Here is a 25,392-nt window from a genome sequence, read left to right as displayed (position 1 = left end):
CCTTCCACGAACTCCGCGGCCCACGGTGACCGTACGTCACAGATGCTTCCCCGGGGCGGAGGTGGCGAAATCGCCTCCGCCCCCGCGAGCTCGTGCCGCCCGCGTGGTCAGTTCTCCCAGATCTTGAAGGCCCGTACCTGGTAAGGGGAGCGCGGGACCCAGGTGCCGCTGCCGGGGTAGGTCTCGAACTCGCCCGTCTCACCGCATTCGGCCGACTGGTACAGGGTGACGTTGCGGCCGGTGCGGTTGGCGAAGGACTGCGCGTCGCTTCCGGCCGGCAGGGGGACGCAGCTCTCGATGTCGACGGCGGACAGGTCCCGGTTGAGGCGGCCTCCGGTGAAGTCCGGCTTCTTCCAGAGGCAGAGCTGACCGGCCGCGCACTCCCCCAGCCGCACCCCCGAGGCCCTGCCGGGCACACCCGCGGCAGTGGTGGGCCGGGCGGTGTCGGACCGGACGGTGGCGGAACGGGCGGTGTCGGACCGGGCGGTGTCGGACCGGGCGGTGTCGGCGGTCGGCACGGTGGTGTACGTGCCCCGGGTCGCGGTGGGCGTGGCCGCCGGAGCGACGGCCGATGCGGCGGGAACGAGGGCGGTGGCGGCCAGGAAGGCCGCGATGACGGTGTTGCGCATGGTGGATCAATCCCCGTGGTCGTGCGGTTTCTTGCTCGTGCGGTTTCTCTTGGCCAAACCCTGACCTGCCGCAACGGGCCCGGGGAAGGGGTTCGGAGCGGGACCACCCGGATAGGCGACAGCCCCGCCGGTTTGGACCGACGGGGCTGTGCGGGCGTGGTGTTGACGCGGATGCGCCGGGGGCGGGAGGGGTCAGATGTGGCCGACTCCGGCGCCGGCCTCGGCGTTGTCACCCCGCTTGGTGAAGAGGGCGACCACCGCGGCGATCACGGCGACGCTGCCGGCCACCACGAACGCGGTACTCATGCCGGACACGAACGTGTCGTGCGCGACCGCGGTGATCTTCGCGGCGATCTCCGGCGGGGTGTTCGGGGCGATGGGCGGCATGCCGACCTCAATGGCCGAGGAGGACTGCGAGAGCTGCGCCCCGGAGGGCTTCGGGAGACCGGCGTCCGCCCAGTTGCCGGGCAGCAGGGAGTCGACCCTGGCCGCCATCACGGCGCCCAGGACGGCCGTGCCGAGGCTGCCGCCGACCTGCATGCCCGCCTGCTGGAGGCCACCGGCGACACCGGACAGCTCCATGGGGGCGTTCCCGACGATGACCTCGGTCGCGCCGACCATGACGGGGGCGAGGCCGAGGCCGAGGAGCGCGAACCAGATGGACATGGTCAGGGTGCCCGTACCGATGGTCAGCTGGGACATGCCGAAGCAGGCCACGGCGGTGCAGACCATGCCGCCGACCAGCGGGACCCGGGGACCGAACTTGGTGATGAGGGCGCCGGCCAGCGGCGAGGCGACGATCATCATGGCGGTCAGCGGAAGCAGGTGCAGACCGCTGTCGACCGGGCTCATCCCATGGACGTTCTGGAGGTAGAACGTCACGAAGAACAGGCCGCCCATGAAGGCGAAGGCCATCAGCACCATCAGGATCACGCCCGCCGACAGCGGGACCGACCTGAACATCGCCAGCGGGATCAGCGGCTCACGGACGCGCTTTTGGACCAGCGCGAAGGCCACGAAGAGGACGACCGACGCGACGAGGAAGGCGACCGTGCGGTAGTCGCCCCAGCCCCATTCGGCGCCCTTGATGAGCGCCCAGATGAGGCAGAACATCGCCAGCGAGAGCAGGACGATGCCGCCGATGTCGAAGGAACGTGGCGCGTTCTCGGCGCGGTGATCCCTGAGGATCAGCAGACCCAGCACCAGCGCGGCGACGCCGACCGGCACGTTGATGAAGAAGACGGACTGCCAGCTGACGTGCTCGACGAGGACACCGCCGAGGATCGGGCCGCCCGCGGTGGAGGCACCGATGACCATGCCCCAGATACCGATGGCCATGTTGAGCTTCTCGGCCGGGAAGGTGGCGCGCAGCAGGCCGAGCGCGGCGGGCATCAGCAGGGCGCCGAACAGGCCCTGGAGCACGCGGAAGACGATCACGAAGGTGACGCTGGAGGAGAGGCCGATGGCCCCGGACGCCGCGGCAAAGCCGACGACGCCTATCAGGAACGTCTGGCGGTGGCCGAACCGGTCACCGAGTTTGCCCGCGGTGATCAGCGAGACCGCGAGCGCCAGCATGTAGCCGTTCGTGATCCACTGGACGTCCGCGAGGGAGGCGTTGAGGTCTTTCTGGATGGCGGGGTTGGCGATGGCGACGATCGTGCCGTCGAGCGCGACCATCATCACGCCGATCGCCACGGCGAACAACGTCAGCCATGGGTGGCCACGAAGTCCCTTGCCCGGCACGGGAACTGTGATGTCTTCGGGCTCCCGGGAAGCCTTGTCGACAGTGGTCTGACTAGTCATGTCCGGCACAATAGTGACAGCGACTGACAGTTGACCAACCGGATCACCGAGCGGTACCTGTCGGGTGGCTCACAGGGACGCCGAGGGCGGCGGAACGATCGGAGAGGAAGTGCACGTGACGGAAGGTCCGGCAGCACGTCGGCGGGGCGGCGCACGCGAGAGCACGCAGTCCGGGGCGCCGACGCGTGAACAGCGCGCGCGGCCGACGGGTCTGTTCCGGCGCCCGGAGTGTGCGGTCGGGCTGCGCGAGCGGAAGAAGCAGCGCACCCGTGACGCGCTGCTCCACGCCGCGCTCGAACTCTTCACCACCCAGGGGTACGAACGGACCACGGTGGACGGGATCGTGGAGGCGGTCGACGTCTCCCAGCGCACGTTCTTCCGGTACTTCGCGAGCAAAGAGGACGTCGTCTTCGCCACGCAGGACATGGTGGAAGCGCGTTTTCTCGCAGAGTTGCGGCAACGACCCTCGGACGAACCGCCGTTGGAGGCGATGCGGCAGGCCGCGTTCGAGGCGTGGGACGCATTGGAGCTCTCCGGCCCGTCCTCGGCCACGGTGGAGTTGCACGTGCGGACGTTCCGGATGATCGAGTCGCATCCCACGCTGCTGGCCGTGCACATGCGCCGGTGCGTCGCCATGGAGGAGGAGGTCGCCTCGGTGATCGCCGGGCGGGAGGGCCTGGACCTTGACGCCGACCCCCGGCCCCGGGTGGCGGTCGCCGCCTTCTCGGGGACGATGCGGGTCACCGGGCAGCTGTGGGGACGGTCCGGTGACGGCAGCCTGGCCTCGCTGCGCGCTCTGGCCCGGAGCCATCTGGACATGCTCGGCCCGGCACTCGCTTCCGGCTGGCGCACCCCCGTACCGGCCCCCGGGGGCCCGGGGACGCCACCGCCGGTGTCGCCGCTCATGGCACCGGGACCGCACGTCACCCCGGGACCGCTCGTGATCGCCGGTACGGTCGCGGCGGGGCGTGCGAGCGGGCGATGACGCGCCCGGCCCGCGCGCCGGAGCGACGCGCAGCGCGGGCCCCGCACCACTCCTGCGCGACGGACCCCCTCCGTAGAGCGCACCACCCCGGCGAGGCGCACTACCCCGGCGCGCGGCCCATGCCACGCGCCCCTCGCGACTACGGAACGTAAGAAAATCGGTCCACAAACCTCTCCGTCGAGTGAGGTACGTCACCCGAGCGCCACGGTCCGTCACCCGTCTCCTAGGGTGTTCCGCAGTGAATCCCTCTTTCGACACCACCCCCACCCTGACCGCATGGCGCGCGCTGCTCGCCATAGCCGTCGTGTTCGTGATGCTGGCGACCACCGGGTGGACCGCCGTGCGCCATCAGCCCTCCGACGAGCCACGCGTCCGGGCGCTGGCCGCCTGGGCGCATGCCCGGGCGGGGGGTCGGCCCGTTCCTGCTCTGGACGCGCCGGCGTCGGCGATCGCCCGGTTCTTCGCCTCGCTCTCCGCCGCCCAGCGGTTCTCGCTGGCCGATCACCACTCCTTGGTGGTCGGCAACCTCAACGGCGTTCCGGTCGCGCTGCGTTACCGGGCGAACCGTCACGCGCTGCAGGCCGCGCAGGGGGTCGAGCGGCGCAGGACACGAGACCCCGGGCTCTCTCCCGACGGCCGCACCGAGGCCCGCCTGCGACTGGAGCGCTATCGCGGCATGCTCGCCGGCGACCGCCAGATCCTCTCCTTCGACCCGTCCGGCCGGGGCCGCGCGGCCGAGGTGTTCGGCGATCTGGACCGGGCCGAGCGGGTCTCCGTCGTGGTCCCCGGGGTGGACACCCAGATGCTCACGCTGGAGCGCGAGAACCGTCCGTACAGCGCGCCGGTCGGCATGGGGAGGTCCCTGTACGCCGCCGAGCGGTACGCCCGCCCCGCCGCCCGTACCGCGGTGATCGCCTGGGCCGACTACACCGCGCCGGCCGGGATCGGCATGGACGCGGTCCTCGGGGGGCTCGCCACTCAGGGTGCGCTGCGGCTCAACGCGCTGGTGAGCGCATTGCCGGGGACGTCGACGGTGTCGCTGGTCTGCCACAGTTACGGATCCGTGGTGTGCGGGGTCGCGGCGCGCAGCCTGCCGTCCCGGGTCACGGACATCGCCGTCGCGGGCAGTCCCGGCATGCGGTCCACGAGCGCGGCCGCGCTGGACACGGATGCTCGGGTGTGGGCGATGCGCGACCAGGGCGACTGGATCGCGGACGTACCCAACCTGGAGGTCGGCGGGCTGGGGCACGGCGCTGATCCGGTGGACCCGGGGTTCGGGGCGCGGATCGTCTCGGCGGGCGACGCGCAGGGCCACAGCGGTTACTTCGAGCCCGGCACGGAGAGTCTGCGCAACTTCGCGGCGATCGGTGTCGGCTCATACGCGACGGTCGGCTGCGCACGTGCGGATCGCGAGTGCCGCAGCGGTATTTCCGGCGGAACAGATGTCTGACGCGCGTAGATCATGCGGAAGCCCGGTGAATCGGGGCTGACGCAAAGGGGCGACGTAGCGGCGGCCGCCGCATACGATGAGGCGCATGGGTGATGTGCTGGCTGGAATCCATGCCACCTGGGAGTTCGACACCGACTCCGTGCTCATCCGCTTCGAACGGGGCATCCGTACGCCGAAGCTCTTCCAGAGCCTGCGGGAGCGACGCATTCCGTATGCGGCGCTGTCGGCGGTCGGTCTGACTCCGGGCAAGCGGGGCACGGTGGTTCTGCACGCCTCGCCGAGACCTGGCGCCGATCCTCTGATGGAGGCGGCCTCGGGACAGTTGAAGGACGGTTCCGATCCCTACCGGTTGATCCTGCCCGCAGACCGGGAGACCCTCGCGGAGTACTACCGGGACGAGTTGCGGGCCGTGCTCGGCCCGGAGGCCGGGCAGCCGGCGGACCGCTTCCTCGTCCCCGCGCCCCAGGGCCCGCTGCAGTTCAAGGCGTACGACGGGCGGGCCAGTTTCGACGGGGAGCAGGTCTCCTTCCGCTGGTCGTGGACGGGTGCGTCCAGCGCCAAGTGGCGGGCGGGCGACCAGTCCTTCCCGGTGACGCAGGTGGCCGGGGTGGAGTGGCGTTCCCCGGAGGCATTCGAGGGCTATCTGCGGCTGCTGACGCATCCGTCCGACCCGGCGGCGGCCGTTCCCGCACAGCCGTGCGTCACCTCCCCCGGCGAACTGCCCCGGGGTGCGGCTCCGGAGCGGCCCCGACAGGCGGACCAGGATCCGGCGGCCGTGCTCTTCGGCCTGGGGTACGGCCCGGTGCACGAGTCGCTGCCGTTCGCGGCGGCGGTCCTGGAGTCCGCGCGCCGCAGGCCGTCCGTACCCGTGCCCACCTCGCTGGTGCCGGTCGGCGCGGTGCGGCGCGATCCGGCCGACATCGCGGAGCGGATTCGCCACCTGGGCGAGCTGCATCGGGCGGGGCTGGTGACGGACGTGGAGTTCAGTGCCAAGAAGGCCGAGCTGCTGGCGGAGTTGTAGACGGGGTCGACGCGGGCAGGGTCGCAGGCGCCGGCGGAGCGGAAGTTCCGTGGGCGGTCCGAGAGGGAGGGAGAACCCATGGCGACGTTCGTTCTTGTACCCGGGGCTTGGAAGGGCTCCTGGGCGTTCGAGGCGGTGGTTCCGCTGTTGGAGCGTGCAGGTCACACCGTTCACGCCCTGACCCTGACCGGTCTGCGGCCGGACGACGACGCCGCGACGGTCGCGAGCGCCAACCTGGACACGCACGCCGACGACGTCCTGCGGCAACTCGATCGCCACCACGTCACCAGCGTGACGCTGGTCGGCCACAGTTACGCCGGGATGGTGATCGCCGCCGCCGCGGACCGTGCCGGGGGCCGGGTCTCACGGCTGGTGCATCTCGACGCCTACGTACCGAGCGACGGCGAATCGTGCTGGTCCTCGACGAACGAGCACTTCCGGGAGGTGTTCGCAGCCGGCGCTGCGGCCACCGGCTACTCCGTCCGCCCGCCGGAGGGCGGCGATGCCCGACGCCGGCACCACCCCCTCGCCTCGTTCCTGCAAACGGTCCGGCTCACCGGCGCAGTGACCCGGGTTCCCCGTCGGGAGTTCGTCTACTGCTCCGGGTGGGAGGACCGGACGCCGTTCGCCGGACTCCACACCCGGCTCCGAGCCGATCCCGGATGGCGGGTCCACTCCCTCCCCACCGGCCACGACGCGATGCATGAGGCCCCGGAGGGGGTCGCCGCGATCCTGCTCGGCGAATGAACCGGCGCGTGCGTCGCGGCCGGCGCCGGAGCCCGGGGACGGGCCTGCCCTGAGGGCCGGACGCGGCCGGTTCCCGGTGCAGCACCCCGTACCCCGGTATGACACGGACGGTCGCGGCCGACACCCCGGTATGACGCCTCCGAGGCGGTCGGCTGCCTACGCTGGCCGGGCCATGTCCGAGACCCCCGAATCACCAGAATCCCCTGAATCCGCCGCGTCCCACAACTCCCCCGCGCCCCCGGTGCCGCCCGGCAAGGGGCCGCGTGCCCGAGGGGCGTCCCCCGGCTGGGCGGCGCGCGCCGCCCGGAGCGGACTGGGCGCCCTCGTCGACCGACTGGCGCGGCCCTCCCACCCGACCACCGCCCTGCTGGCCGGAGCGCCGAAGCTGTGGCAGCGGATGATCCCGTACGTCGTGGTGGTCGCCCTGACCGCGACACTCCTGCCGGTCACCGTCAACGTGCTGTCCAACGACCGGAGCGTGCCGGGGGCGGTGGCGGCGATCCTCGCGGTGGCCCAGACCCTCCCCCTGCTCCTGCTGGCCCACCGGCCCCTCCAGGTCTGGTGGATCACCTTCCTCGGCGCGGTGGCCGGGGCGCTGGTGCTGCTGGCCGAGCCCCCGGGCCCGTACACGGTCTGGCCCTGGCCGCCGACCGTCATCGTCGGTCAGCTCTTCGTCCTCCTCGCGCTGGGGCTGCGGGAGAGCCGCCGGACCCTGGTGGCCGTGTGGCTCGCCACGGGCGCGGCCGGACTGGCGCTGTACACGCTGGCACCCGAGCGCGGGAACTCCGGTGCGCTCCTGCTGTTCGTCCTCGGCGCGGTGGTACTGATGGCCGGCGCCGCCGTACGGGAGCGGGGTGTGGCGCAGCAGCGGTTGGTCGAGCAGGAGACCATCAGCGCGGAGGAGCGGGCCCGGCGCACGCTGCTGGAGGAACGCGCGCGTATCGCACGGGAGTTGCACGATGTGGTCGCGCACCACATGTCGGTGATCACCGTGCAGGCGGACTCCGCCCCGTACCGGGTGGCCGGGCTCTCCGAGGAGACCCGGGAGGAGTTCGCCTCGATCGCGGCGAGTGCCCGCGAGTCGCTGGCGGAGATGCGGCGGCTGCTCACGGTACTGCGCGGCGACGGCGCGGGGGGCGAGCGGGCCCCGCAGCCGGGCCTGGACCGGTTGCAGCAGCTGGTGGAAGCGACCGTACGCACGGGGCTGCCGGTGGAGTTGGCGCTCGCGGCGGATCTCGGCGAGGTGCCGTCGGCGGTGGATCTGTCCGCGTACCGGATCGTGCAGGAGTCGCTCGCCAACGTGGTCCGGCACGCCCCCGGTGCGACAACTCGCGTCTCGGTACGCGCCGATGCCGGCCACCTGAGCGTGCTGGTGGTCAACTCGGCTTCGCCGCAACCCGTTTCGCCATTGGAGACCTCCGGGACGGGGCACGGCCTGGTCGGGATGCGCGAGCGGGTGCGGCTGACCGGTGGAACCCTGGACACCGGTCCACTGCCGGACGGTGGCTTCCGGGTCGCGGCCCGGCTCCCGCTGGGGCCGGTCACCGGGGCCGGCCCGCTCGTCACACCCCCCGAACCGAACCCGACCACCGCCCCGGAGGACTCCCCGTGACCATCCGCGTGATCATCGTCGACGACCAGGCCATGGTGCGGGCCGGGTTCGCGGCCCTGCTGTCGGCGCAGAGCGACATCGACGTGGTGGGCGAGGCGCCGGACGGCCGCCGGGGCATCGAGGTCAGCCGCAGCCAGCACCCCGACGTGGTCCTGATGGACGTCCGGATGCCCGAGATGGACGGACTCGCCGCCGCCCGCGCCCTGTTGGACCCGCCGGTCGGTGTGGTGCACCGCCCGAAGGTGCTGATGCTCACGACGTTCGACGTGGACGACTACGTGTACGAGGCGCTGCGCGCCGGGGCGTCCGGGTTCCTGCTCAAGGACGCGCCGCCGGCCGATCTGATCGCGGCGGTACGGGTGGTGGCGGCGGGCGACGCGCTGCTCGCGCCCTCCGTGACCCGGCGGCTGATCGCGGACTTCGCCGCCCAGCGGCCGTCCGGCGCCTCGCGCCGTGGTCAGGCGCTGCGGCTGAACGGGCTGACGCCCCGGGAGACCGAGGTGCTGGAGCTGATCGCGCGCGGGCTCTCCAACCAGGAGATCGCAGGCCGTCTGGTGCTGGCCGAGCAGACGGTGAAGACCCACATCGGGCGGGTCCTCGCCAAGCTGGACCTGCGGGACCGGGCGCAGGCCGTGATCTTCGCGTACGAGTCGGGGCTGGTGACACCGGGGGGCTGAGGGCGGGCGCGTGACCAGCGGGGCGGTCGCCGTGAACCCGAGGACCGGCCCCGCCACCGGCCCGACCCGCCCCGCCCGGCCGCCCGGCCGCCCTGCCGTCCGGCCGCCCTGCCGCCCTGCCGCCCTGCCGCCCTGCCGCCCTGCCGCCCTGCCGCCCTGCCGCCCTGGCAGAATGCCCCCGTGAGGGGCACCGAGGCACTCGGCGTCGCGCTCCTGGACGACCAGCGTCCGACCGGTCCGGTGAGTCGGAGGACCACCCGTGACGGCGTCCGGGTCGGTGGCGGTTCGTACTCGTACCGCGAGCCGGCCAACCCGGTAGCGCTGCCGCCCGACGGGATGGCCCGGGGTCCGCCGCCCTGGCACCCTGAGAGCGGACGGACCGGGGCCCTCGCATCACCCACGCCCGGCCACCCTCCTCGCGAGCCCCTCCGGATAACTTCGTTGCGTCGAGAAGTAAGAAACGCGAAGCTTGATCGACTCTTACCATCGACGAAGAGGGCCTGCCGATGCCCGCATTGCTGCCGGATTCCCCACCTCAACGGGTGCTCGCTGCCTCGAACTTCGTCTACACCCTCGGCAGCGGGCTCTATCTGACGGCCGGAGTCCTCTACTTCACCCAGGCGGTCCACCTGCCTGCCGCCCGGGTGGGCCTGGGGCTCGGAGCTGCGGGGATCGTCGCGCTGGGCGTGGGCATCGCCGTCGGCCACCTCGCCGACCGGCGCGGGGCGCGCGGCATCTACGCGACCACCCTGGCCGTGCAGGCGCTGGCCACGGCGGGCTTCCTGTGGGCGGACAGCTTCTGGCTGTTCGTCCTCGCGGTGGGCGTGGCCGGCGGCGGCAAGGCGGCCGGTTCCGCCTCCCGCAGCCCGCTGATCCGGCACTACGGCGGGGCCAGGCCGCAGGCATTCCGCGCCTACCTCCGCGCGGTGACCAATGTGGGCATCTCACTCGGCGCCCTGGCGGCCGGCTGGGTGGTCCAGGTGGGCACCGTTCCCGCGTACCGGCTCCTGGTCGTCGGCAACGCGGTGGCCTTCGCGGCATCCGCGGTGCTGCTGGTCCGGCTGCCGTCGGTGAAGCCCCTGGCCGCCACCGCCGGTCCCCGCTGGGGCGCGCTGCGGGACGGCCCGTACCTCGCGCTCACCGCCCTCGACGGAGTCATGACCGTCCAGTTCAGGGTGCTCACGGTGGCGCTGCCGCTCTGGCTGGTCAGCGCCACGAGCGCGCCGCACTCCCTGATCTCGGTCGTGGTCCTGCTCAACACGGTCACCATCGTCCTGTTCCAGGTCCGGGCCGGCCGCAACGTCGCCTCCCCGGCGGCCGGCGGAATCGCCTACCGCCGGGCAGGCGTGGCCTTCCTCGTCTCCTGCTCGCTGATCTCCCTGTCGGCCGGGACCCCCGCGTGGGCGGCGGTCACCCTGCTCGTCGTGGCGATGGTGATCCATACGATCGGCGAACTCTGGCACGCCGCAGCGGGCTTCGAGGTGTCCTACGCCCTCGCCCCGCAGCACGCCACCGGCCAGTACCTCGGTGTGTTCGGCCTGGGTGCCGGGCTCGCCGAGGCCGTCGGGCCGGCCCTGCTCATCTCGCTCTGCATCACCTGGGGGCGTCCCGGTTGGTACGTCGTGGGAGCGATGTTCGCGCTGACGGGCCTGGCCGCCCCGTCCGCCGTCCGTTGGGCGCAGCGCAAGGGCGCCCGCCCCGCCGGAGCCTCGCCGGAAAACGAAGTGGCCGCCGCGCCGGTCCCCTCTACGGTGGCCGGATGACGTCTCAGGTGATCGTGTTGAACGGCGGGTCCAGCTCGGGCAAGTCCGGGATCGTCCGGTGTCTCCAGGCGGTGCTGCCGGAGCCGTGGCTCGCGGCAGCGATCGACACCCTGGTGGACTCGATGCCCGCGTCGCTCCGGACGTCCGACGGGGGGATCGAGTTCACCGCCGACGGCGGGGTCAACGTCGGGGCGGAGTTCCGGAGGCTGGAGGCGGCCTGGATGGAGGGCGTCGCGGCCATGGCCCGCGCGGGTGCCCGGATGATCGTCGACGACGTCTTCCTCGGCGGCGCGGAGTCCCAGGCGCACTGGCAGAAGGCTCTCGTGGGACTGGACGTGCTGTGGGTCGGGGTCCGGTGCGCGAGCGGGACCGCCTCGGGGCGGGAGATCGCGCGCGGCGACCGTACGCCGGGCATGGCCGCCGCACAGGCGGAGACGGTCCACCTCGGGGTGGTCTACGACCTGGAGGTGGACACCACGCGCACGGAGTCGCTGGAGTGCGCCCGGGTCATCGCCGCCCGCGCGCGGTGAGGCACCGACCGCCGGACCGGGGTGATGTTCGCGTGCCCCACCCCCTACCCCGGTAGCACCGCACGGTTGGCTCCCCGGTGTGACGCCGGCCGGGGCGTCCTCTTCCTACCTTCTGCTCCGTCGCACCGTCCGGTGCGACGGAGCGGGAGGAGGGGCGGATGCGCCGGTACGCGAGAACTCTGGTGGCGGTCGCGCTGGCGACCACCGTGGCGGCGGGGACCGCGGGTTGGGCGTCGGGGAGTACGCAACGGGCCGTGAGCGGGCCGCCGCCGGGAAGCGCGTCCTGGCGCGCCGACGACGTACGGGGGCGGGCGCTGCCCGACCCCGCCAGCGCCTCGCCCGCCCAAATGGCCGCGTTCTTTGCAGCGTTGAGCCGCGAAGAGCAGCAGGCACTCGTGGTGCGGCACCCTTCGGTGGTCGGCAATCTCGACGGTGCACCCCTGGAACTGCGTTACCGGGCCAACTTTCTTTCGCTGAGCGCCAGTAGTGACCCCCGCCACCGGTCGCTCGCAAAACCGGGGCGCCGGATACTCGCGTTCGACCCGCGGGGTCGTGGGCTGGTGACCGAGGTGTTCGGCGATCTGCGGACGGCCCGGCACGTGGGGGTCGTGGTACCCGGGTCGGACATCGACGCGGGGACGTTCGACCGGGAGAGCGATCCGTACGGCACTCCGGCCGGGATGGCCCGGTCACTGCGGGACGCGACGGGCCCGGACACCGCGGTGATCGCCTGGGCCGGTTACACCACGCCGGTCGGAGTCGGATGGGACGCGGCCACCGGGGAGCTGGCGGAGGTCGGCGCGGACCGGCTCGCCCGGTTCACGGACGGGCTGGCGGCGGACGGCCTTCCGGAGCCCGCCGTGTTCTGCCACAGCTACGGCTCCGTGGTCTGCGGGCTCGCCGCGCACCGGCTGCGCGCCGGCGACCTGGTGGTGCTCGGCTCTCCGGGGATGCGCGCCGGCAGTGTCGCCGCGCTCGGCACCACGGCCCGGGTGTGGGCGGCGAAGGACCCCACCGACTGGATCGACGACGTACCGAACGTCGAGTTCGTGGGCCTGGGCCACGGCACCGATCCGACCGGCCCCGCCTTCGGCGCCCGCCGGGTGCCCGCCCACCGAGCCGTGGGCCACACCGGCTACTTCGCCCCCGGCACCGACTCGCTCCGCGCCTTCGCCGCCATCGCCACCGGCGACTTCGCCTCCGAAGGGGCACTCCGATGAGTCTCGCCGCCCTCGCCGCCCGGATCGAGTCCCGCACCCCGGCCCACCGCGACCGTGCGATCGACGGGATGCGCGCCCTCGCGCTGCTCGCCGTACCGACCGGCCACTGGCTGCTCGGCGGCTTCACCCGCGACGGCGACGGCGCCCTGCACAACGCGAGCCCGCTCTCCACGTTCGGGGCACTGGCCCCGGTGAGCTGGGTGCTCCAGATGCTCGGGGTGTTCTTCCTGGTCGGCGGGTACGTCTCCGCCCTCTCCTACCGGCGCCGTACGGGCACCGCCCGCGCCTGGCTGGGCGGGCGGCTCGCCCGGCTGGGCCGTCCCGTCCTCGGGGTGACCGCGGTGTGGGCGGTCCTCGCTCCGGTGCTGCACCTGCTCGGGGTGGACGGGGACACCCTGCGGACCGGGGCCACGCTGGTGATCCAGCCGCTCTGGTTCGTCGGGGTCTACCTGGTGGTCACCGCGCTGACCCCGGTCTGCGTGCGGCTCGCGGAACGGATGGGCGGGTGGGCCGCCGCGCCGCTCCTGGCGGTGGTCGCCGTGGTCGACTTCCTGCGGTACGGGCCGTACGCGGACGCCGTGCCGTCCTGGCTGAGCCTGGTGAACATCCTGCCGGGGTGGCTCTTCGCGTACCAGCTCGGCGCGAGCTGGGGGGTGGGCCGGATCGGGCGGCGCGGTGCGCGGTTCCTGCTGGTGGGCGGGACGGTGCTCTTCGCCGTGCTGCTGCTGGTCCTGCACTACCCGGCCTCGATGGTCGGCGTCCCGGGCGAGGCGCGCACCAACTCGCATCCGCCGTCGCTGCTGGTGGTGGCGCTGGCCGCCGCACAGAGCGGCGCGGCGATCCTGCTGCGCGACCGGATCGGCAGGCTGCTGCGACGACCCGTGCTCTGGGCGCCGGTGGTGGTGGTCAACCTGTCGGCGATGACGATCTTGTGCTGGCACCAGACGGCGCTGCTGGCGGCCGCCGTCCCGGCGTCCCTCGCGGGCTCCGGTGCCGTACCGGGCCTGACCACGGCTCCCGACAGCCCCGGCTGGATCGTGGCGCGGGTGCTCTGGCTGCCGGTGTGCGCCGTCCTGCTGGTGCTGATCGCGCGCTTCACGCGCCGCTTCGAGGCCCCCTGGCGCCGGGGCACCCGCACCACCCGGACCCGTAACGCCGTGGTGGGCGTGCTCGCGGCGGGGTTCGCGGTGTTCGCGCTGGGGCTGGCATGAAAGACACGTCACGGCGCCCGTACCTCCCGGGTACGGGTGCCGTGGCGTACGGGCCTACTTCTCGCGAGCCGCCGCCGTGCTGCTCATGTCCGGGTAGCGGTCACCCGCCACCTTGCCGGCGATCGGCTCCAGTTCGGCCAGCTCCTCGGCGGAGAGGACGATCCGGACCGCGCCGACGTTCTCCAGCAGCCGGGTCGGCTTGCGGGTGCCGGGGATCGGTACGACGGTGAGCCCGTGCACCTGGGCACGCTGGTGCACCCAGGCCAGCGCCACCTGCGCGGGGGTCGCCCCGTGCGCCTCGGCGATCCGGCGGACCGGCTCCAGCAGGGCCGCGTTGTTCTTCGCGTTGTCGCCGGTGAAGCGGGGCTGGTACTGCCGGAAGTCGTCCTTGCCCAGCTCCTTGCCGGCGTCCGCGAACGCACCGGTCAGGAAGCCCCGGCCGAGCGGCGAGTACGGCACCAGCGTGACGCCCAGCTCGGCCGCCACCGGCACCGCGCTGCGCTCCAGGTCCCGGCTGAAGAGCGACCACTCCGACTGGAGGGCGGCGATCGGGTGCACCCCGTGCGCCTCGCGCAGTTCCGGGCCGGTCACCTCGCTCAGGCCGAGCTGCTTGACCTTGCCCTCCTTGATCAGTTCCGCCATCGCGCCGACCGATTCCGCGAACGGGACCTGCGGGTCGTGGCGGTGCATGTAGTAGAGGTCGATCACGTCGGTGCCGAGGCGGCGCAGGCTCGCCTCCACCGCCTGCTTGATGTAGGCGGCGTCGTTGCGTACGGCCCGGTAGGTCGGGTCGTCGGTCCGCTCGATGGCGAACTTGGTGGCCAGCGTGATCCGGTCGCGGTTGGTCCCGACGAACGAGGCGAGGAACTCCTCGTTGGCGCCGCGGCCGTAGATGTCGGCGGTGTCGAAGAGGGTGACCCCCGCGTCCAACGCCGTGTGCAGGGTGTCGTGGGCGGCCATCTCATCGGTCTCGCCGTAGAACTCGCTCATGCCCATGCAGCCGAGTCCCTGCACGCCGACCTGCGGTCCGTCCGCTCCGAGCTGCACGGTGGGAAGGGTGTTCTCCGTCATCAGCCACACGGCCTTTCCGGCGCCCGTCGGGCGCTCGCATAGAAGTCGATCTTGTAGTCGAGGACAGTGAGCGTGTCGTGGAGTTCCGCGATCCGGGCCCGCACGTCGCGGCGGGTCGCCTCCAGCAGCTCCTGTCTCTGGTCGAAGGTGTGCTCGCCCTCGCGCAGCAGTTCCGCGTACCGGACCATGTCGGCCACCGGCATCCCGGTCAGCCGGAGCTTGCCGACGAAGGCCAGCCAGTCGAGGTCCTTGTCGGTGAACCGTCGCTGTCCGGTCTGCGAGCGGTCGACGTGCGGCATCAGACCGATCCGCTCGTACCAGCGCAGGGTGTGCGCGGTGAGCCCGGTGCGGGCCGCCACCTCGCTGATGGTGTACCGGACCGTCCGGCCCGGTGGGGATACCTGCTGGGGCACGGACCGTACGGACGTGCTCTGCGTCACCGTCATGTCCTCCACGTTAGAACCTTGGAGTGCACTCCAAGCAAGCGGAACCGGCAGGCATCTCACGGAAACCCCGACCTCGGGCGGCCTGCCCCGCCTCCCGGGCCCTGCTGCGGGACGGGTGCCCGCTGCCTCTACCCTCGTAACCATGCAGAGCCTGGCGATGATCGAGAACTGGCCCGTCCCCACCGCGGCAGCCGCCGTCGTACGCGCGGACGGCACCGTCCTCGGTACGCACGGCGACACGGCGCACCGCTTCCCCCTCGCCTCCGTGACGAAACCGCTGGCGGCGTACGCGGCGCTCGTGGCGTACGAGGAGGGCGCCGTGGAACTGGACGAACCGGCCGGCCCGGAGGGCTCGACCCTCCGCCACCTGCTCGCCCACACCAGCGGCCTCGCCTTCGACGAGCACCGGGTGACGGCCCCGGCCGGTACACGCCGGCTCTACTCCAACGCGGGCTTCGAGGTCCTCGGCGAGCACCTCGCGAAGGCGTCCGGCATCCCGTTCGCCGACTACGCCCGCGAGGCCGTCTTCGAACCGCTGGGCATGACCTCCACCACCATCGACGGCTCTCCCGCCAAGGACGGCGTCTCGACCGTTGACGACCTCGTCCGCTTCGTCGCCGAGGTCCAGGCCCCTCGGCTGCTCGACCCGCGCACGGTGCTGGAGGCGCAGGCCGTCGTGCACCCCGGGCTCAAGGGCGTGCTGCCCGGGTACGGCCACCAGAACCCCAACGACTGGGGCCTCGGCTTCGAGATCCGCGACTCCAAGTCCCCGCACTGGACGGGCGCCGGCTCCTCCCCCGCGACCTTCGGCCACTTCGGCCAGTCCGGCACGTTCCTCTGGATCGACCCGGTCGCGGGCGTGGCCTGCGTCGCCCTGACCGACCGCGCCTTCGGCCCCTGGGCCGCCGAGGTGTGGCCGGCGTTCACAAACGCGGTGCTGGCGGAGGCCGGCCGCTGAGCCGTCCGGCCCGGGACCCGCGAAGCACGGGACGCCGTGGGATCAGCTCGCTGGACGGCGGTCACCCGACGACGGTCACCGGACAGCGGTCACCGGACGGCATTCACCGGACGGCAGGTGACAGGTGTGCGCGCACCTGGTCGACGGCGTCCAGGTGCGCCTCGCGGACGACGTAACGGGTGATGCCCCAGCGCCGCTCGTGGGCGGCCAGCGTCCCCCTGATCTCCTCGACCGTGCCGATCCACACGTAGGGGGAGGCAAGCACCGCGGACGCTTCGCAACCGACGCGCCGGGCGATCTCGTGCGCCGCTCCCTCGGCGTCGTCGGTGACTTCCACCAGTTGCACGAGAGCTTCGCGGGCCGGGGCCTCGGCCCGGCCCGCAGCTCCCTGCTCGATGAGATCGACCTGGCGGTCGATGTCCGCGCCGTCCCAGCGCGCCTCATGCGTGTGCCCGTCTGGCAGGGTGCGGCCCAGCCCGCTCAACCCCACGACATCGGCATGCGCCCCCGCCCAGCGCAACAGGGCCGTGTTGCCGCCCCCGAAGGTGAAGGGCACCCGGTGCTGGACCGGGCGGGGAGCGGTGAGCCGTGCCTGGTGGACCTGTGTCTCGGGGCCCTCGACGGTGACCGTCTCTCCGGCGAGGAGGGCGCGACACGCTTCGGCCACAGCTTGGAAACGCCGGACGCGTCCCGCGACGTCGGGCCGATTCCGCCCCACCATGTCCCACTCGACGGGTGTGTGCCCGGCGCCCAACGCCAGACGCGCACGCCCGTCGGAGACCAGGTCGAGAGTGGCCACGTCCGACGCGAGCAGCAGCGGCTCACGGACGCCCGCCTGGGAGACGTAGGAGCCGACGCCTATGCGCTCGGTGACCGCTGCGGCGGCAGCGAGCGCGACGAACGGGGAAGCCGCGGTGCCCGGGTGGTCGGCCGCCAGCAGCGCGTCGTATCCATCCGCTTCCAGGCGTCGGGCCAGAGCGATCCACGACACGGCGTCACGGGGTTGTGCCTGGACGGAGACGACAGGAGATTCCATGCGGCGAGAGTACGGCCGGCGGGCGGCTCCGTGAGCGTCTTGCGCGCACGGCGAAACCGCTCCCGCCACCACCGTGCGGCACGGCCACCTCCTCGTCTCCAGCGGCGCGGACGAGTCCGGCGGATGGGACCTCCGCCGTGGTGCCGATCACGCGGCACACGGCCAGCGCAGATGACCGTGGACGCCCCGCGCCATCTGCTCCGCACCCCCCTCGCGTGCGAAACGCTGGGTGCGCGGTCCGGCCGGCAACGCCCCGCGGCCGCGGGACCTCCCACTGGAGCGGGGCGGGTCACTCGGGCAGGATGGGGGCATGCCCCCTCGCTCCGTGCTCGTCTACGACGGTGACTGCGCCTTCTGCACGACCTCGGTGGCGTTCCTGGTGCGAAGACTGCGGCCGAACTGCACGGTGACCCCCTGGCAGTTCGCGGACCTGGACGCCCTCGGCGTCACCCAGCGGCGAGCGCAGCACGAGGTGCTGTGGATCTCACCGGCCGGCGCGGTGCACGGCGGAGCGCAGGCCGTGGCCAAGCTCCTGCTGAGTGCCGGGGGCGGCTGGCCCTGGCTCGGAGGGCTGCTCACCCTGCCGCCCCTGCGGTGGATCGCCTTCGGCGTCTACCGTCTCGTCGCGGCCAACCGGGACCGCCTGCCCGGCGGCTCCCCCGCCTGCGCGGTGCCGGCGGACCGCAGACCGGGCGCACGGCCCACGCCGGAGTAGAGCGGGACGTCCGGGCGCCGTTGGCCACTGCCGTCCCGCCACTCCCGCCGCTTACGCCGCTCCCGCCGCAGGTCACCCGTCAGGCTCTCAGGTGCGGCGCGCCTCGGCCCGGCGGGCGGGCGCCCATGCAGGATGCGGTGGGACGGCAGCCCTCGGAACGGGCCGGCCGCCACCGCCCCCGCCGCGTGGAAAGGCCCGGTCATGCCCCTTGCCGACGACGCCCCGCTGCCTCCCCCCTCCGATGCCGACCCGCCGGAGGAACCGGTCGGTCACGACGCCGCGAGCCCCGCACGGGCGGGGGCATGAGCGCCGCACCACGGGGGGGCGCGTCGGAGGGCGGTCGCTACGGCGAGGCGTTCTTCCGTCCCGAGCAGGCGGGCGAGGGCGAACGCATCGACTACGGGGCCCTCGCCTACGACGACATCAGCCTGGCGCGACTGCGGGCACTCGGAGCCGGACCCGGGTGGCGGTGCCTCGAAGTGGGAGCGGGCACGGGCACGGTCTCCCGCCGGCTGCTGGGCGAGGCCGGGGTGGAGAGCGTGCTCGCCGTCGACCGCGATGTACGGTTCCTCGGCGAGCGGCCGGTCCCGGGTCTCGACCTCCTGGAGGCCGACATCACCGCCCCCGGCTTTGTCTCCGGTCAGTACCACCTGGTCCATGCCCGGTTCGTCCTGATGCATCTGGCCGAGCACGAGAGGCTGATCTCCTCGCTGACCGAACTCGTCGCACCAGGTGGGGTGTTGGTACTCAGCGACGCGGTGGACCTGACGAGCGACCGTACGCCCGCAACCCCGTACACCACGGCGATGCGGGCGATGTGGCAGGGGCTGCGGGCCACGATCGGCACCGATGTCTCCTGGGTGCCGGGGTATCCGCAGTTGCTGCGCGGGGCCGGACTTGAACCCGTCGCCGCGGAGATCCACGTACCGCCGCTCCAGCCGGACAGCCCCATCAGCCGCTTCTGGGCGGACACCTGGGAGCGCAGCAGACCGGCGATACTCGCCACCGGCCTGGTGGACGACGCAGCCGTTGACGCGGCGATCCGGTACCTGGTCTCCGACGAGTGCGCGGCACTGTCGGCCGGGATGCTCACGGCGTGGGGGTGGAAGCCCGGGGAGCGCACGTCTGGCCCCTGACCGGCGGGCAAGCGACGACACCGCCCGGCAGCGTGCCGGTCGAGGTGGCGTCACAGCTACGGAATCCCCCCGCCGTCGATGTCAGTGGCTCGGGATACCGTGCGATGCGATGGAGGCCGGACGGAGATCGTGAGGGACTCGCGGCCATGGGGGGTGGGTTGCACAGGCCCCGGCTCCGGCTCGGGACTGGAAACATCTTGCCCATCCCCACCCCCCACTCTCCGGGCCGCCCCGCTTCTCCACCGCATCATCGTTCAGGGATACGGAGAGGCGGCCGGGCGGCACCCGGGCCGGAGGTCAGCCGCTCTCAGCCACTCCTCGCCCGCCGGTCAGACATTCGAACCACACCGTCTTGCTGCCGCCGTCCTCCCGTACATCCACGCCCCACTTGCCGGTGACGGCATCGACCAGGAGCAGCCCTCTGCCGCCCTCGTCGAGCGCCTCGCGCACGGTAACCGTGGGCAGTCCGGGACTGCTGTCGGTGACCTCCACGCGCACCCCCTCGTCGCCCATCAAGTAGATACAGAGCTGGCAGTGGCGGCCGGGCACGTGCCGGACGACGTTGGCGATCAGCTCGGTGAGCGCGAGTTCGGCCGCGTCGGCCACGTCGAGAAGACTCCGCTCGACGAGGTAGAGCCGCAGAATGCGACGGAGATGCCGGGCGGAATGCTCGCCCATCGTGAAGTCCGCGTGGTACACGGGTTCCCTGACGACAGGCTCGGTCTCCACGGCTCCGGACCCCAGGACAGTTACGTGATTCATGTCACCAGCGTGCAGTGATCCGACTACGCTCGGCTACGTATCGAAACGAACGCCGCCAGGCGTTGCACGCCGGAGGTCCCCCCGTGGCCAACATCCAGACGCTCGATCCCAGTACCTCGCCGCTGGCCTACTACGGCTGGGAGCTGCGCCGTCAGCGCGAGGCCGCGAACCTCAAACAGGGCCAGCTCGGCTCGATCATCTTCTGCACGGGGTCGCTGATCGGCCAGATCGAGACCGCGCGGAAGGTCCCCACCCGAGACTTCTCGGAGCGGGTGGACGCGGCCCTCGGCACGGGCGGGCTGTTCTCCCGGCTGATCGGGCTGGTGCTGCGCAGCCAACTGCCGACGTGGTTCCAGGCGTACGCGGAGATGGAGGCGCGGGCGACGTACATCTCCACGTATCAGTCGCAGGTGGTGTACGGGCTCCTCCAGACCGAGGAGTACGCGCGTGCACTCCTGGCGACCGGCATGCCCGAGGACTTGGACGGCCTGCTGGCAGCGCGGATGGAGCGCCAACGCATCCTGCAGAGGGAGCAGCCGCCGCTCGCCTGGGTCATCCTGGACGAGGCGGTGCTGTCCCGCCCGATCGGAGGGCGCCGGGTCATGCGAAGCCAACTCGCCAAGTTGTTGGAGCTCATCAGCCAACGCTGGATGCGCATTCAGGTGCTGCCCTTCTCGGCAGGTGAGCATGCCGGCCTGGACGGAGCGTTCAATCTCCTTCGCTTCGACGACGATCCGGACATCATCTACACGGAAGATCTCATCTCCGGCCATATGACAGCCAGCTCCGCGACCGTCCGAGAGGCCTCGCTCCGATACGCTCACCTGCAAGCCTCCGCTCTTTCCGTCGAGGAGTCGGCAGCGCTGATCGGCCGCGTAATGAAGGAGCGTTATGGAGCTGGGACCGGGTCCGAGGAGCTCGCTGTGGCGTAAATCCAGTTACAGCGGCAGCACCGGCGGCGACTGCCTCGAAGTGGCCGCCGACTGCCCCGCCGGCTCCATACCGGTCCGCGACAGCAAGGTCCCGGACGGTCCGGTCGTGACCGTCGGCCCCGTCGCCTGGCAGGCGTTCGTGGACGGGCTCCGGTAGAACACGACTGCGGTTCGGGCTGGCTTGATTCGCCGTGCCTGGTTGATCCTGACTCCGCAAGGTCCGATGATGCCGGTTGCTGCTTGGAGCGGAGGACAGGCGATGGCGCGTGAATCGGACCGATCCCCGGCCGGTACGACATGAGGCACCGCTTACAGCTGGCACTGCAAGTGGCGCTGGTTCTGGTCGCGAGCCTCTTCGGCATCGTCACCAACTACGCCACCAATGCCGATGACACTCCGTGGTTGCTCGAGGTCATCCAGCATGCGTCCGTACCGGCCATCGGTGTCCTGCTCATCGCCATGGTTGTCGGCCAAGTCGTCGTGTACCGACTGGAGAACCCTCCGCCGCCGTCGGTCGACTGGCCGCGTGACCGGGTGCCGTACCCGGGATTGGACGCCTTCGTGGAGGACGAGGCAGCCGTTTTCTTCGGGCGAGAGGCACTGGCTGCGGACCTGACACGCACACTGCATGCCTCGTCGGATCGACCGGCCGACCGCTTTCTGACGCTCGTCGGCGCGTCCGGGAGCGGCAAATCCTCGTTGGTCAGAGCCGGGGTCATCCCGCGTCTGCACGGCCGCCGTTGGACCCTCGTGCCCGCGTTCTCCCCCGGGCCGAATCCGCTGGGAGCACTCGCGTCCGCCCTGGCTGCTGCCAATGGCAACCAGGAGTCGGCGGCTGCGGTCCTGCGCCGACTCCGGCAGGGACCGGACGCGCTGAAGAGTGAAGTGGCCCGGCTGCGCGTCGGCCGGTTCCGGCGCGTCCTACTCGTCGTCGATCAGTTCGAGGAGATTCTTACCCTCGCCGGCGAACGAGAGCACAGCCAGTTCCTCGACCAGCTCCGCTCCTGCCTCCACCAGGACTCCTCGGTCCATGTGCTGATCACCATCCGGGTGGACTTCCTGGGCCGAATCCTCGCCACTCGGCACGCAGACCTCTTCCAGCACCCGATCGCACTGGGTGCGTTGGCCCGCTCCCAGTTCGCTCAGGTGGTGGAGCGTCCGGGGGCGCTGGTCGGCCTCTCCTTCGCTCCGGGTGTGGTGGACACCATCGTGGAGGAGGCGGCGACGGACGATGCGCTGCCTCTGCTCGCCTACCTCCTCCAAGAGCTGTACTTCGCTTCCGGTCCCGGAGAGACGGTCACACCGGAGCTCTACCGCAGCCTCGGCGGGGTCGCAGGCGCTCTCGCACGGCAGGCGGACCAGACGGTGGCGGCTCTGGGACCGGATGACGGCATCGACTTCGTTCTTCGGGTACTCCTGCGGTTCGTCACGGTCCAGGGTCAGGATGTGGCTCGTGAACGAGTCGAGCTGGCCGGTCTCACCACCCGCGAGCGGCGCGTGGTGGACGCCTTCATCGATGCACGGCTCCTTGTCTCCGACGCACAGGGGGATGCTCTTTCCGGTCAACTTCCCTATGCGCAGGTGACGCACGAAGCCCTGTTCCGCCAATGGGCGCCTCTGCGGCAGGAGGTCGAGTCGCGCATCGAGCAGTTGCGGGAACGCGCGGAGCTCGAGCGATGGGCCCAGGACTGGGAGCAGTCCGGCCGCAGCGACGACTACCTCCTCACGGGAGAGCGGCTCGCACTCGCCCAGCGGCGACTCGCGCTGCTCGATGAGGCGGGACAAGCCACCCAGCCCGTCCGGACGCTGGTCCACCACTCACAGCAGCGTGATCTCGTCTACCTCGGCCGACTCTCCGAAAACCTGGGCCGGCATGCGCTCGGCACCGCGGAGAGCAATCCCGAGCAGGCGATACTCATCTCGCTGGCAGCGCTCGGAGAGTGCACGCCCACTCCCTCGGCACGTCGCGGTCTCATGGCAGCACTTGCTTCGAGTCATCACCGCATCCGTCTGAACGGGCACACCGACACGGTCCGCCACATTGCCTGGTCGCCCGATGGTTGCCGCCTGGCCACCGCGTCCCGGGACGGCAGCGCCCGCATCTTCGATGCCGGTACGGGCCGCTCGCTGCTCGTCCTGCCCTCCGGCGGCGCCATGGTCGAGTCGGTCACCTGGTCACCGGACTCCGCCCTGATCGCGACAGCGGGGCGGGAGAGGGCCGTCCGCGTCTGGGACGCGCTCACGGGGGAACCGGTCCGACTTCTGGCGGGGGCCACGGACATCGTCAGGCAGGTGGCGTGGTCGCCCGACGGCGGCTTCATCGCGGCCACATCGAAAGACAGCGTGGTACGTGTCTGGAGCGCCTCCACCGGCGCCCTCGTTCAGGAGCTGCGTGGCCACCGGGACGACACGTGGGGCATCACCTGGTCGCCGGACAGCACGCGCGTCGCGTCCGCGTCCCACGATCAGACGGTGATCGTGTGGGACGTGGCGTCCGGAGCCTCCGTCCTCACGCTGGCCGGCCACTCCGACTTCGTCGAAGGCGTCGCATGGTCACCCGACGGTGAGTCCATCGCTACGGGCTCGGGCGATCACACGGCCCGCATCTGGGACGCCGGGACCGGGGCCCTGAAGTTACTGGTGCGCGGACACACGGATTACGTGTGGAATCTCGCCTGGTCGCCGGAGAGTCGGATGCTCGCCACCGCCTCATCCGACCACACGGTGCGCATCGTCCGAGCCGACGACGCCAAGGTGCTCGCCGTACTCCGCGGCCACTCCGACACGGTGTGGGGTGTGGCCTGGTCGCCATCGGGAGCGCAGCTCGCCACGAGCTCCACCGACGGGACCGCGAGCGTGTGGGACCTCTACCCGCGCGGTGCCGAGACTGTCGCGGCCCATGGTCACGGAGGCCCGGTGAACCAGGCGGTCTGGTCGGCCGACGAGCGCAGTTTCGCCACCGCTTCCGACGACGGCACCGTCCGGGTCTGGAATGCCACTGACGGGGCCCCGGCGGGCCGGGAGACCGTGCTCGAAGACCGGGTGTGGAGTGTCGCTCGGTCGCCCCTGCCCGACCGGCTCGCGTTCGCCACCAGCGGCGGCCTCTTCCGGATCACCAACGGAACGGGTTCCACCTTGATCGAGTCGCGGGGCGAGGCGGTCGAAGGATGCGCCTGGTCACCCCAGGGTGACCGCGTCGCTACGGGCGGCCACGACGGAATCGTACGCGTGCGTGCGGCAGACACGGGTGCGGAACTGACCGTCCTGACGGGCCACCAGGATTGGGTGGGACGTATCGCGTGGTCTGCGAGCGGGCGGTACCTGGCCAGTGCGTCGGACGACCGCACGTGCCGCCTGTGGGATGTCGCGGAAAGCCGTCAACTCACGGTGCTGCGAGGTCATGAGAACTACGTGGACGACGTCTCCTGGGCGCCGGGCGAACAGCAGGTCGTCACCGCTTCGGGTGACTGGACCGCGGCGGTGTGGGACGTGGCTACGGGCCGGCGCGTCGACGTGCTGAGAGGGCATGAGGGCAGGGTCCGGGCAGTGGCGTGGTCACCCGACGGCCGGTACGTCGCCACCGGCTCGGACGACCGCACCGTCCGGGTCTGGTCGGCCTCCACCTATGAGGAGGTCGCGGTTGTCGGGGTCCATCAGGACAAGGTGACCTCGGTCGCCTGGTCTCAGGACAGTGCGCGTCTGTTGACCGCCTCGTACGACGGGACGGCACGCATCTGGCCGGTTGTCCCCGACTACGACCAGCTCGAAGCCCATGCCCGTGGCCGAGTCTTCCGGACGCTCACCGCGGACGAACGTCGTCGTCACCTGCTGCCGCTGACGACGGCGTAGCGGCAACCGCTCAGTAACACTGCTCCACCGTCCGGTCGTCGGTGCTCACCAGGTAGTCGTCCGGATCCAGGTCCATGGCCTTACGCGCAGGCGACGACCAGTACAGGGCGTTACGCTCCGCGAATGTCTCCGGACCGTCGTAGGAGATCATCCACACGAAGTGGTTGCGCTCCCGATCGACCCAGGCTCCGCCGATCTCGAATCCCAACTCCAGCCGCAGCGGCACGATGTCCGATGCCCAGCGCCGCACCCACTCGTCGAGTAGTCCGTCGCGCACGGTGTAGGTGCGAAGTTGCGTGGTCTTGGGCATGAGCGTTGACCCTCCCGATGTCCTGACTGCTGCGGCCTGCGAGCATAGTGCGAACCAGGCCCCCGCAGCTTCAGAGCGCGCCGCCCGGCACCTCGTCCGAGGGGCGGGCACCGGCGGACTCCAGCAGCGCCGCGGTGTCCGGCCAGGGGTTCGCCCCCGCCCATTCGAGGGGGGTCCTGCCGGTGCCGTGGTCCTCGCGCAGGTTGGGGTCTGCGCCCGCCGCCAGGAGTACGCGTACGACCTCCGTGCTTCCCCAACTCGCGGCAGCGCACAGGGGCGTTCCCTCGCTGCCGCAGCCGCCGCTCTCGGTGTCCGGGCGTGCGCCTGCCCGCAGGAGGATCTTCGCGAGGTCCGCGTCCCCTTGGACGGAGGCGGTGTAGAGGGGCGTGGTGCCGTCCGCGTCGGCGGCTTCCGGATCGGCTCCGGCGCGCAGCAAGGTGCGGACCGATGCCGTGTTACCGGTCACGACCGCTCCGACCAGCTTCGCGGCCAGTTTCTTGGCCCGTCTTCGGTTCATGGGCGCGGAGCA

24 protein-coding genes are annotated in these 25,392 nt (G+C 71.8%); 16 read left to right on the top strand and 8 right to left on the bottom strand.

Translation table 11 applies throughout. From position 1 onward, the window contains the following. Window positions 1-107 precede the first annotated feature (107 nt). Both ACFYPN_RS00445 and ACFYPN_RS00440 read right to left on the bottom strand, forming a co-directional pair. Window positions 108-518, bottom strand: a complete 411-nt coding sequence (locus tag ACFYPN_RS00445) for a peptidase inhibitor family I36 protein (protein WP_389296565.1) — start codon at window positions 516-518, stop codon at window positions 108-110. 303 nt (window positions 519-821) lie between these two features. Beyond that, window positions 822-2,309, bottom strand: a complete 1,488-nt coding sequence (locus ACFYPN_RS00440) for an MFS transporter (RefSeq protein ID WP_389296564.1) — start codon at window positions 2,307-2,309, stop codon at window positions 822-824. Between the two features lie 334 nt (window positions 2,310-2,643). On the opposite strand from ACFYPN_RS00440, the gene ACFYPN_RS00435 reads away from it, so the two are divergent. The 10 genes from ACFYPN_RS00435 (at window position 2,644) to ACFYPN_RS00390 (ending at window position 13,648) form a co-directional block, all read left to right on the top strand. Further along, window positions 2,644-3,417: a TetR family transcriptional regulator gene (locus ACFYPN_RS00435; protein ID WP_389296563.1), complete on the top strand. Its 774-nt coding sequence runs from the start codon at window positions 2,644-2,646 to the stop codon at window positions 3,415-3,417. 238 nt (window positions 3,418-3,655) lie between these two features. Further along, a complete protein-coding gene (locus tag ACFYPN_RS00430; protein WP_389296308.1) occupies window positions 3,656-4,867 on the top strand; it encodes an alpha/beta hydrolase in 1,212 nt (403 codons plus the stop codon). Window positions 4,868-4,952: 85 nt separating this feature from the next. Beyond that, entirely contained in the window at window positions 4,953-5,888 is a 936-nt protein-coding gene (locus tag ACFYPN_RS00425; RefSeq protein ID WP_358765136.1) for a DUF4429 domain-containing protein, read from the top strand. A gap of 78 nt (window positions 5,889-5,966) precedes the next feature. Further along, complete coding sequence (locus tag ACFYPN_RS00420; RefSeq protein ID WP_389296307.1) at window positions 5,967-6,635, top strand: alpha/beta fold hydrolase; 669 nt, start codon at window positions 5,967-5,969, stop codon at window positions 6,633-6,635. A gap of 172 nt (window positions 6,636-6,807) precedes the next feature. Next, entirely contained in the window at window positions 6,808-8,247 is a 1,440-nt protein-coding gene (locus ACFYPN_RS00415) for a histidine kinase (protein ID WP_389296306.1), read from the top strand. Further along, window positions 8,244-8,924, top strand: coding sequence for a response regulator transcription factor (locus tag ACFYPN_RS00410; protein WP_358765142.1), 681 nt, complete (start codon window positions 8,244-8,246; stop codon window positions 8,922-8,924). Before ACFYPN_RS00415 ends, ACFYPN_RS00410 begins: the two co-directional genes overlap by 4 nt. A 506-nt stretch (window positions 8,925-9,430) precedes the next feature. Continuing rightward, complete coding sequence (locus ACFYPN_RS00405; RefSeq protein WP_389296305.1) at window positions 9,431-10,687, top strand: MFS transporter; 1,257 nt, start codon at window positions 9,431-9,433, stop codon at window positions 10,685-10,687. Beyond that, a complete protein-coding gene (gene cpt, locus ACFYPN_RS00400) occupies window positions 10,684-11,217 on the top strand; it encodes a chloramphenicol phosphotransferase CPT (RefSeq protein ID WP_358765146.1) in 534 nt (177 codons plus the stop codon). The genes ACFYPN_RS00405 and cpt overlap by 4 nt, the downstream gene beginning before the upstream one ends. A 158-nt stretch (window positions 11,218-11,375) precedes the next feature. After that, on the top strand, window positions 11,376-12,437 hold the full coding sequence (locus tag ACFYPN_RS00395) for an alpha/beta hydrolase (RefSeq protein ID WP_358765148.1): 1,062 nt from the start codon (window positions 11,376-11,378) through the stop codon (window positions 12,435-12,437). Continuing rightward, window positions 12,434-13,648: an acyltransferase gene (locus ACFYPN_RS00390; RefSeq protein WP_389296304.1), complete on the top strand. Its 1,215-nt coding sequence runs from the start codon at window positions 12,434-12,436 to the stop codon at window positions 13,646-13,648. The genes ACFYPN_RS00395 and ACFYPN_RS00390 overlap by 4 nt, the downstream gene beginning before the upstream one ends. 54 nt (window positions 13,649-13,702) lie before the next feature. Here the strand turns inward: ACFYPN_RS00390 and ACFYPN_RS00385 are convergent, their stop codons facing one another. Then, window positions 13,703-14,719, bottom strand: coding sequence for an aldo/keto reductase (locus tag ACFYPN_RS00385; RefSeq protein ID WP_358765152.1), 1,017 nt, complete (start codon window positions 14,717-14,719; stop codon window positions 13,703-13,705). Then, window positions 14,719-15,165 carry a MerR family transcriptional regulator gene (locus tag ACFYPN_RS00380; RefSeq protein WP_389296303.1) on the bottom strand — a complete coding sequence of 149 codons (447 nt, stop codon included), beginning with the start codon at window positions 15,163-15,165 and terminating at the stop codon, window positions 14,719-14,721. Before ACFYPN_RS00380 ends, ACFYPN_RS00385 begins: the two co-directional genes overlap by 1 nt. Window positions 15,166-15,307: 142 nt before the next feature. Here ACFYPN_RS00380 and ACFYPN_RS00375 point away from each other — a divergent pair, with 142 nt between their 5' ends. Beyond that, window positions 15,308-16,123, top strand: coding sequence for a serine hydrolase domain-containing protein (locus ACFYPN_RS00375; protein ID WP_389296302.1), 816 nt, complete (start codon window positions 15,308-15,310; stop codon window positions 16,121-16,123). 103 nt (window positions 16,124-16,226) lie between these two features. On the opposite strand, the gene ACFYPN_RS00370 is transcribed toward ACFYPN_RS00375, so the two are convergent. Continuing rightward, entirely contained in the window at window positions 16,227-17,159 is a 933-nt protein-coding gene (locus tag ACFYPN_RS00370; RefSeq protein WP_389296301.1) for an LLM class flavin-dependent oxidoreductase, read from the bottom strand. 310 nt (window positions 17,160-17,469) lie between these two features. Between ACFYPN_RS00370 and ACFYPN_RS00365 the strand changes: the two genes are divergently transcribed. After that, window positions 17,470-17,874: a DCC1-like thiol-disulfide oxidoreductase family protein gene (locus ACFYPN_RS00365; RefSeq protein ID WP_358765159.1), complete on the top strand. Its 405-nt coding sequence runs from the start codon at window positions 17,470-17,472 to the stop codon at window positions 17,872-17,874. A gap of 302 nt (window positions 17,875-18,176) precedes the next feature. Then, window positions 18,177-19,010 (top strand): class I SAM-dependent methyltransferase, encoded by an 834-nt coding sequence (locus tag ACFYPN_RS00360; protein WP_358765161.1) that lies wholly within the window; start codon window positions 18,177-18,179, stop codon window positions 19,008-19,010. A 297-nt stretch (window positions 19,011-19,307) separates the two neighbouring features. Here the strand turns inward: ACFYPN_RS00360 and ACFYPN_RS00355 are convergent, their stop codons facing one another. Next, the gene (locus tag ACFYPN_RS00355; RefSeq protein ID WP_389296300.1) at window positions 19,308-19,772 is read right to left on the bottom strand and encodes an ATP-binding protein; all 465 of its coding nucleotides are present in this window, start codon (window positions 19,770-19,772) and stop codon (window positions 19,308-19,310) included. A gap of 83 nt (window positions 19,773-19,855) precedes the next feature. On the opposite strand from ACFYPN_RS00355, the gene ACFYPN_RS00350 reads away from it, so the two are divergent. The 3 genes from ACFYPN_RS00350 to ACFYPN_RS00340 all read left to right on the top strand — a co-directional run bounded on the left by ACFYPN_RS00350 (window position 19,856) and on the right by ACFYPN_RS00340 (window position 24,553). Then, complete coding sequence (locus ACFYPN_RS00350; RefSeq protein ID WP_389296299.1) at window positions 19,856-20,704, top strand: helix-turn-helix domain-containing protein; 849 nt, start codon at window positions 19,856-19,858, stop codon at window positions 20,702-20,704. Further along, window positions 20,664-20,861 carry a DUF397 domain-containing protein gene (locus ACFYPN_RS00345; RefSeq protein ID WP_389296298.1) on the top strand — a complete coding sequence of 66 codons (198 nt, stop codon included), beginning with the start codon at window positions 20,664-20,666 and terminating at the stop codon, window positions 20,859-20,861. Before ACFYPN_RS00350 ends, ACFYPN_RS00345 begins: the two co-directional genes overlap by 41 nt. 140 nt (window positions 20,862-21,001) lie before the next feature. Further along, window positions 21,002-24,553, top strand: a complete 3,552-nt coding sequence (locus ACFYPN_RS00340) for an AAA family ATPase (RefSeq protein ID WP_389296297.1) — start codon at window positions 21,002-21,004, stop codon at window positions 24,551-24,553. 10 nt (window positions 24,554-24,563) lie between these two features. On the opposite strand, the gene ACFYPN_RS00335 is transcribed toward ACFYPN_RS00340, so the two are convergent. Further along, on the bottom strand, window positions 24,564-24,863 hold the full coding sequence (locus ACFYPN_RS00335; protein WP_358765169.1) for an NIPSNAP family protein: 300 nt from the start codon (window positions 24,861-24,863) through the stop codon (window positions 24,564-24,566). A gap of 70 nt (window positions 24,864-24,933) precedes the next feature. Beyond that, window positions 24,934-25,380 carry an ankyrin repeat domain-containing protein gene (locus ACFYPN_RS00330; RefSeq protein ID WP_389296296.1) on the bottom strand — a complete coding sequence of 149 codons (447 nt, stop codon included), beginning with the start codon at window positions 25,378-25,380 and terminating at the stop codon, window positions 24,934-24,936. Window positions 25,381-25,392: the final 12 nt, after the last annotated feature.

It is taken from the genome of Streptomyces sp. NPDC005576, from assembly GCF_042871745.1.
Classification (GTDB): Bacteria; Actinomycetota; Actinomycetes; order Streptomycetales; family Streptomycetaceae; genus Streptomyces.
Note: the sequence above shows the minus strand (reverse complement) of the source record. Positions and strands in the feature narration are given on the sequence as shown.

Bases quoted from the DNA above. Each gene is read 5' to 3' on its own strand.
- ACFYPN_RS00440 (WP_389296564.1), bottom strand. From the start codon at position 2,309: ATGATGGTCGCGCTCGACGGCACGATCGTCGCCATCGCCAACCCCGCC.
- ACFYPN_RS00425 (WP_358765136.1), top strand. From the start codon at position 4,953: ATGGGTGATGTGCTGGCTGGAATCCATGCCACCTGGGAGTTCGACACC.
- ACFYPN_RS00420 (WP_389296307.1), top strand. From the start codon at position 5,967: ATGGCGACGTTCGTTCTTGTACCCGGGGCTTGGAAGGGCTCCTGGGCG.
- ACFYPN_RS00415 (WP_389296306.1), top strand. From the start codon at position 6,808: ATGTCCGAGACCCCCGAATCACCAGAATCCCCTGAATCCGCCGCGTCC.
- ACFYPN_RS00405 (WP_389296305.1), top strand. From the start codon at position 9,431: ATGCCCGCATTGCTGCCGGATTCCCCACCTCAACGGGTGCTCGCTGCC.
- cpt (WP_358765146.1), top strand. From the start codon at position 10,684: ATGACGTCTCAGGTGATCGTGTTGAACGGCGGGTCCAGCTCGGGCAAG.
- ACFYPN_RS00395 (WP_358765148.1), top strand. From the start codon at position 11,376: ATGCGCCGGTACGCGAGAACTCTGGTGGCGGTCGCGCTGGCGACCACC.
- ACFYPN_RS00390 (WP_389296304.1), top strand. From the start codon at position 12,434: ATGAGTCTCGCCGCCCTCGCCGCCCGGATCGAGTCCCGCACCCCGGCC.
- ACFYPN_RS00385 (WP_358765152.1), bottom strand. From the start codon at position 14,719: ATGACGGAGAACACCCTTCCCACCGTGCAGCTCGGAGCGGACGGACCG.
- ACFYPN_RS00380 (WP_389296303.1), bottom strand. From the start codon at position 15,165: ATGACGGTGACGCAGAGCACGTCCGTACGGTCCGTGCCCCAGCAGGTA.
- ACFYPN_RS00375 (WP_389296302.1), top strand. From the start codon at position 15,308: ATGCAGAGCCTGGCGATGATCGAGAACTGGCCCGTCCCCACCGCGGCA.
- ACFYPN_RS00370 (WP_389296301.1), bottom strand. From the start codon at position 17,159: ATGGAATCTCCTGTCGTCTCCGTCCAGGCACAACCCCGTGACGCCGTG.
- ACFYPN_RS00365 (WP_358765159.1), top strand. From the start codon at position 17,470: ATGCCCCCTCGCTCCGTGCTCGTCTACGACGGTGACTGCGCCTTCTGC.
- ACFYPN_RS00360 (WP_358765161.1), top strand. From the start codon at position 18,177: ATGAGCGCCGCACCACGGGGGGGCGCGTCGGAGGGCGGTCGCTACGGC.
- ACFYPN_RS00355 (WP_389296300.1), bottom strand. From the start codon at position 19,772: ATGAATCACGTAACTGTCCTGGGGTCCGGAGCCGTGGAGACCGAGCCT.
- ACFYPN_RS00345 (WP_389296298.1), top strand. From the start codon at position 20,664: ATGGAGCTGGGACCGGGTCCGAGGAGCTCGCTGTGGCGTAAATCCAGT.
- ACFYPN_RS00340 (WP_389296297.1), top strand. From the start codon at position 21,002: ATGAGGCACCGCTTACAGCTGGCACTGCAAGTGGCGCTGGTTCTGGTC.
- ACFYPN_RS00335 (WP_358765169.1), bottom strand. From the start codon at position 24,863: ATGCCCAAGACCACGCAACTTCGCACCTACACCGTGCGCGACGGACTA.
- ACFYPN_RS00330 (WP_389296296.1), bottom strand. From the start codon at position 25,380: ATGAACCGAAGACGGGCCAAGAAACTGGCCGCGAAGCTGGTCGGAGCG.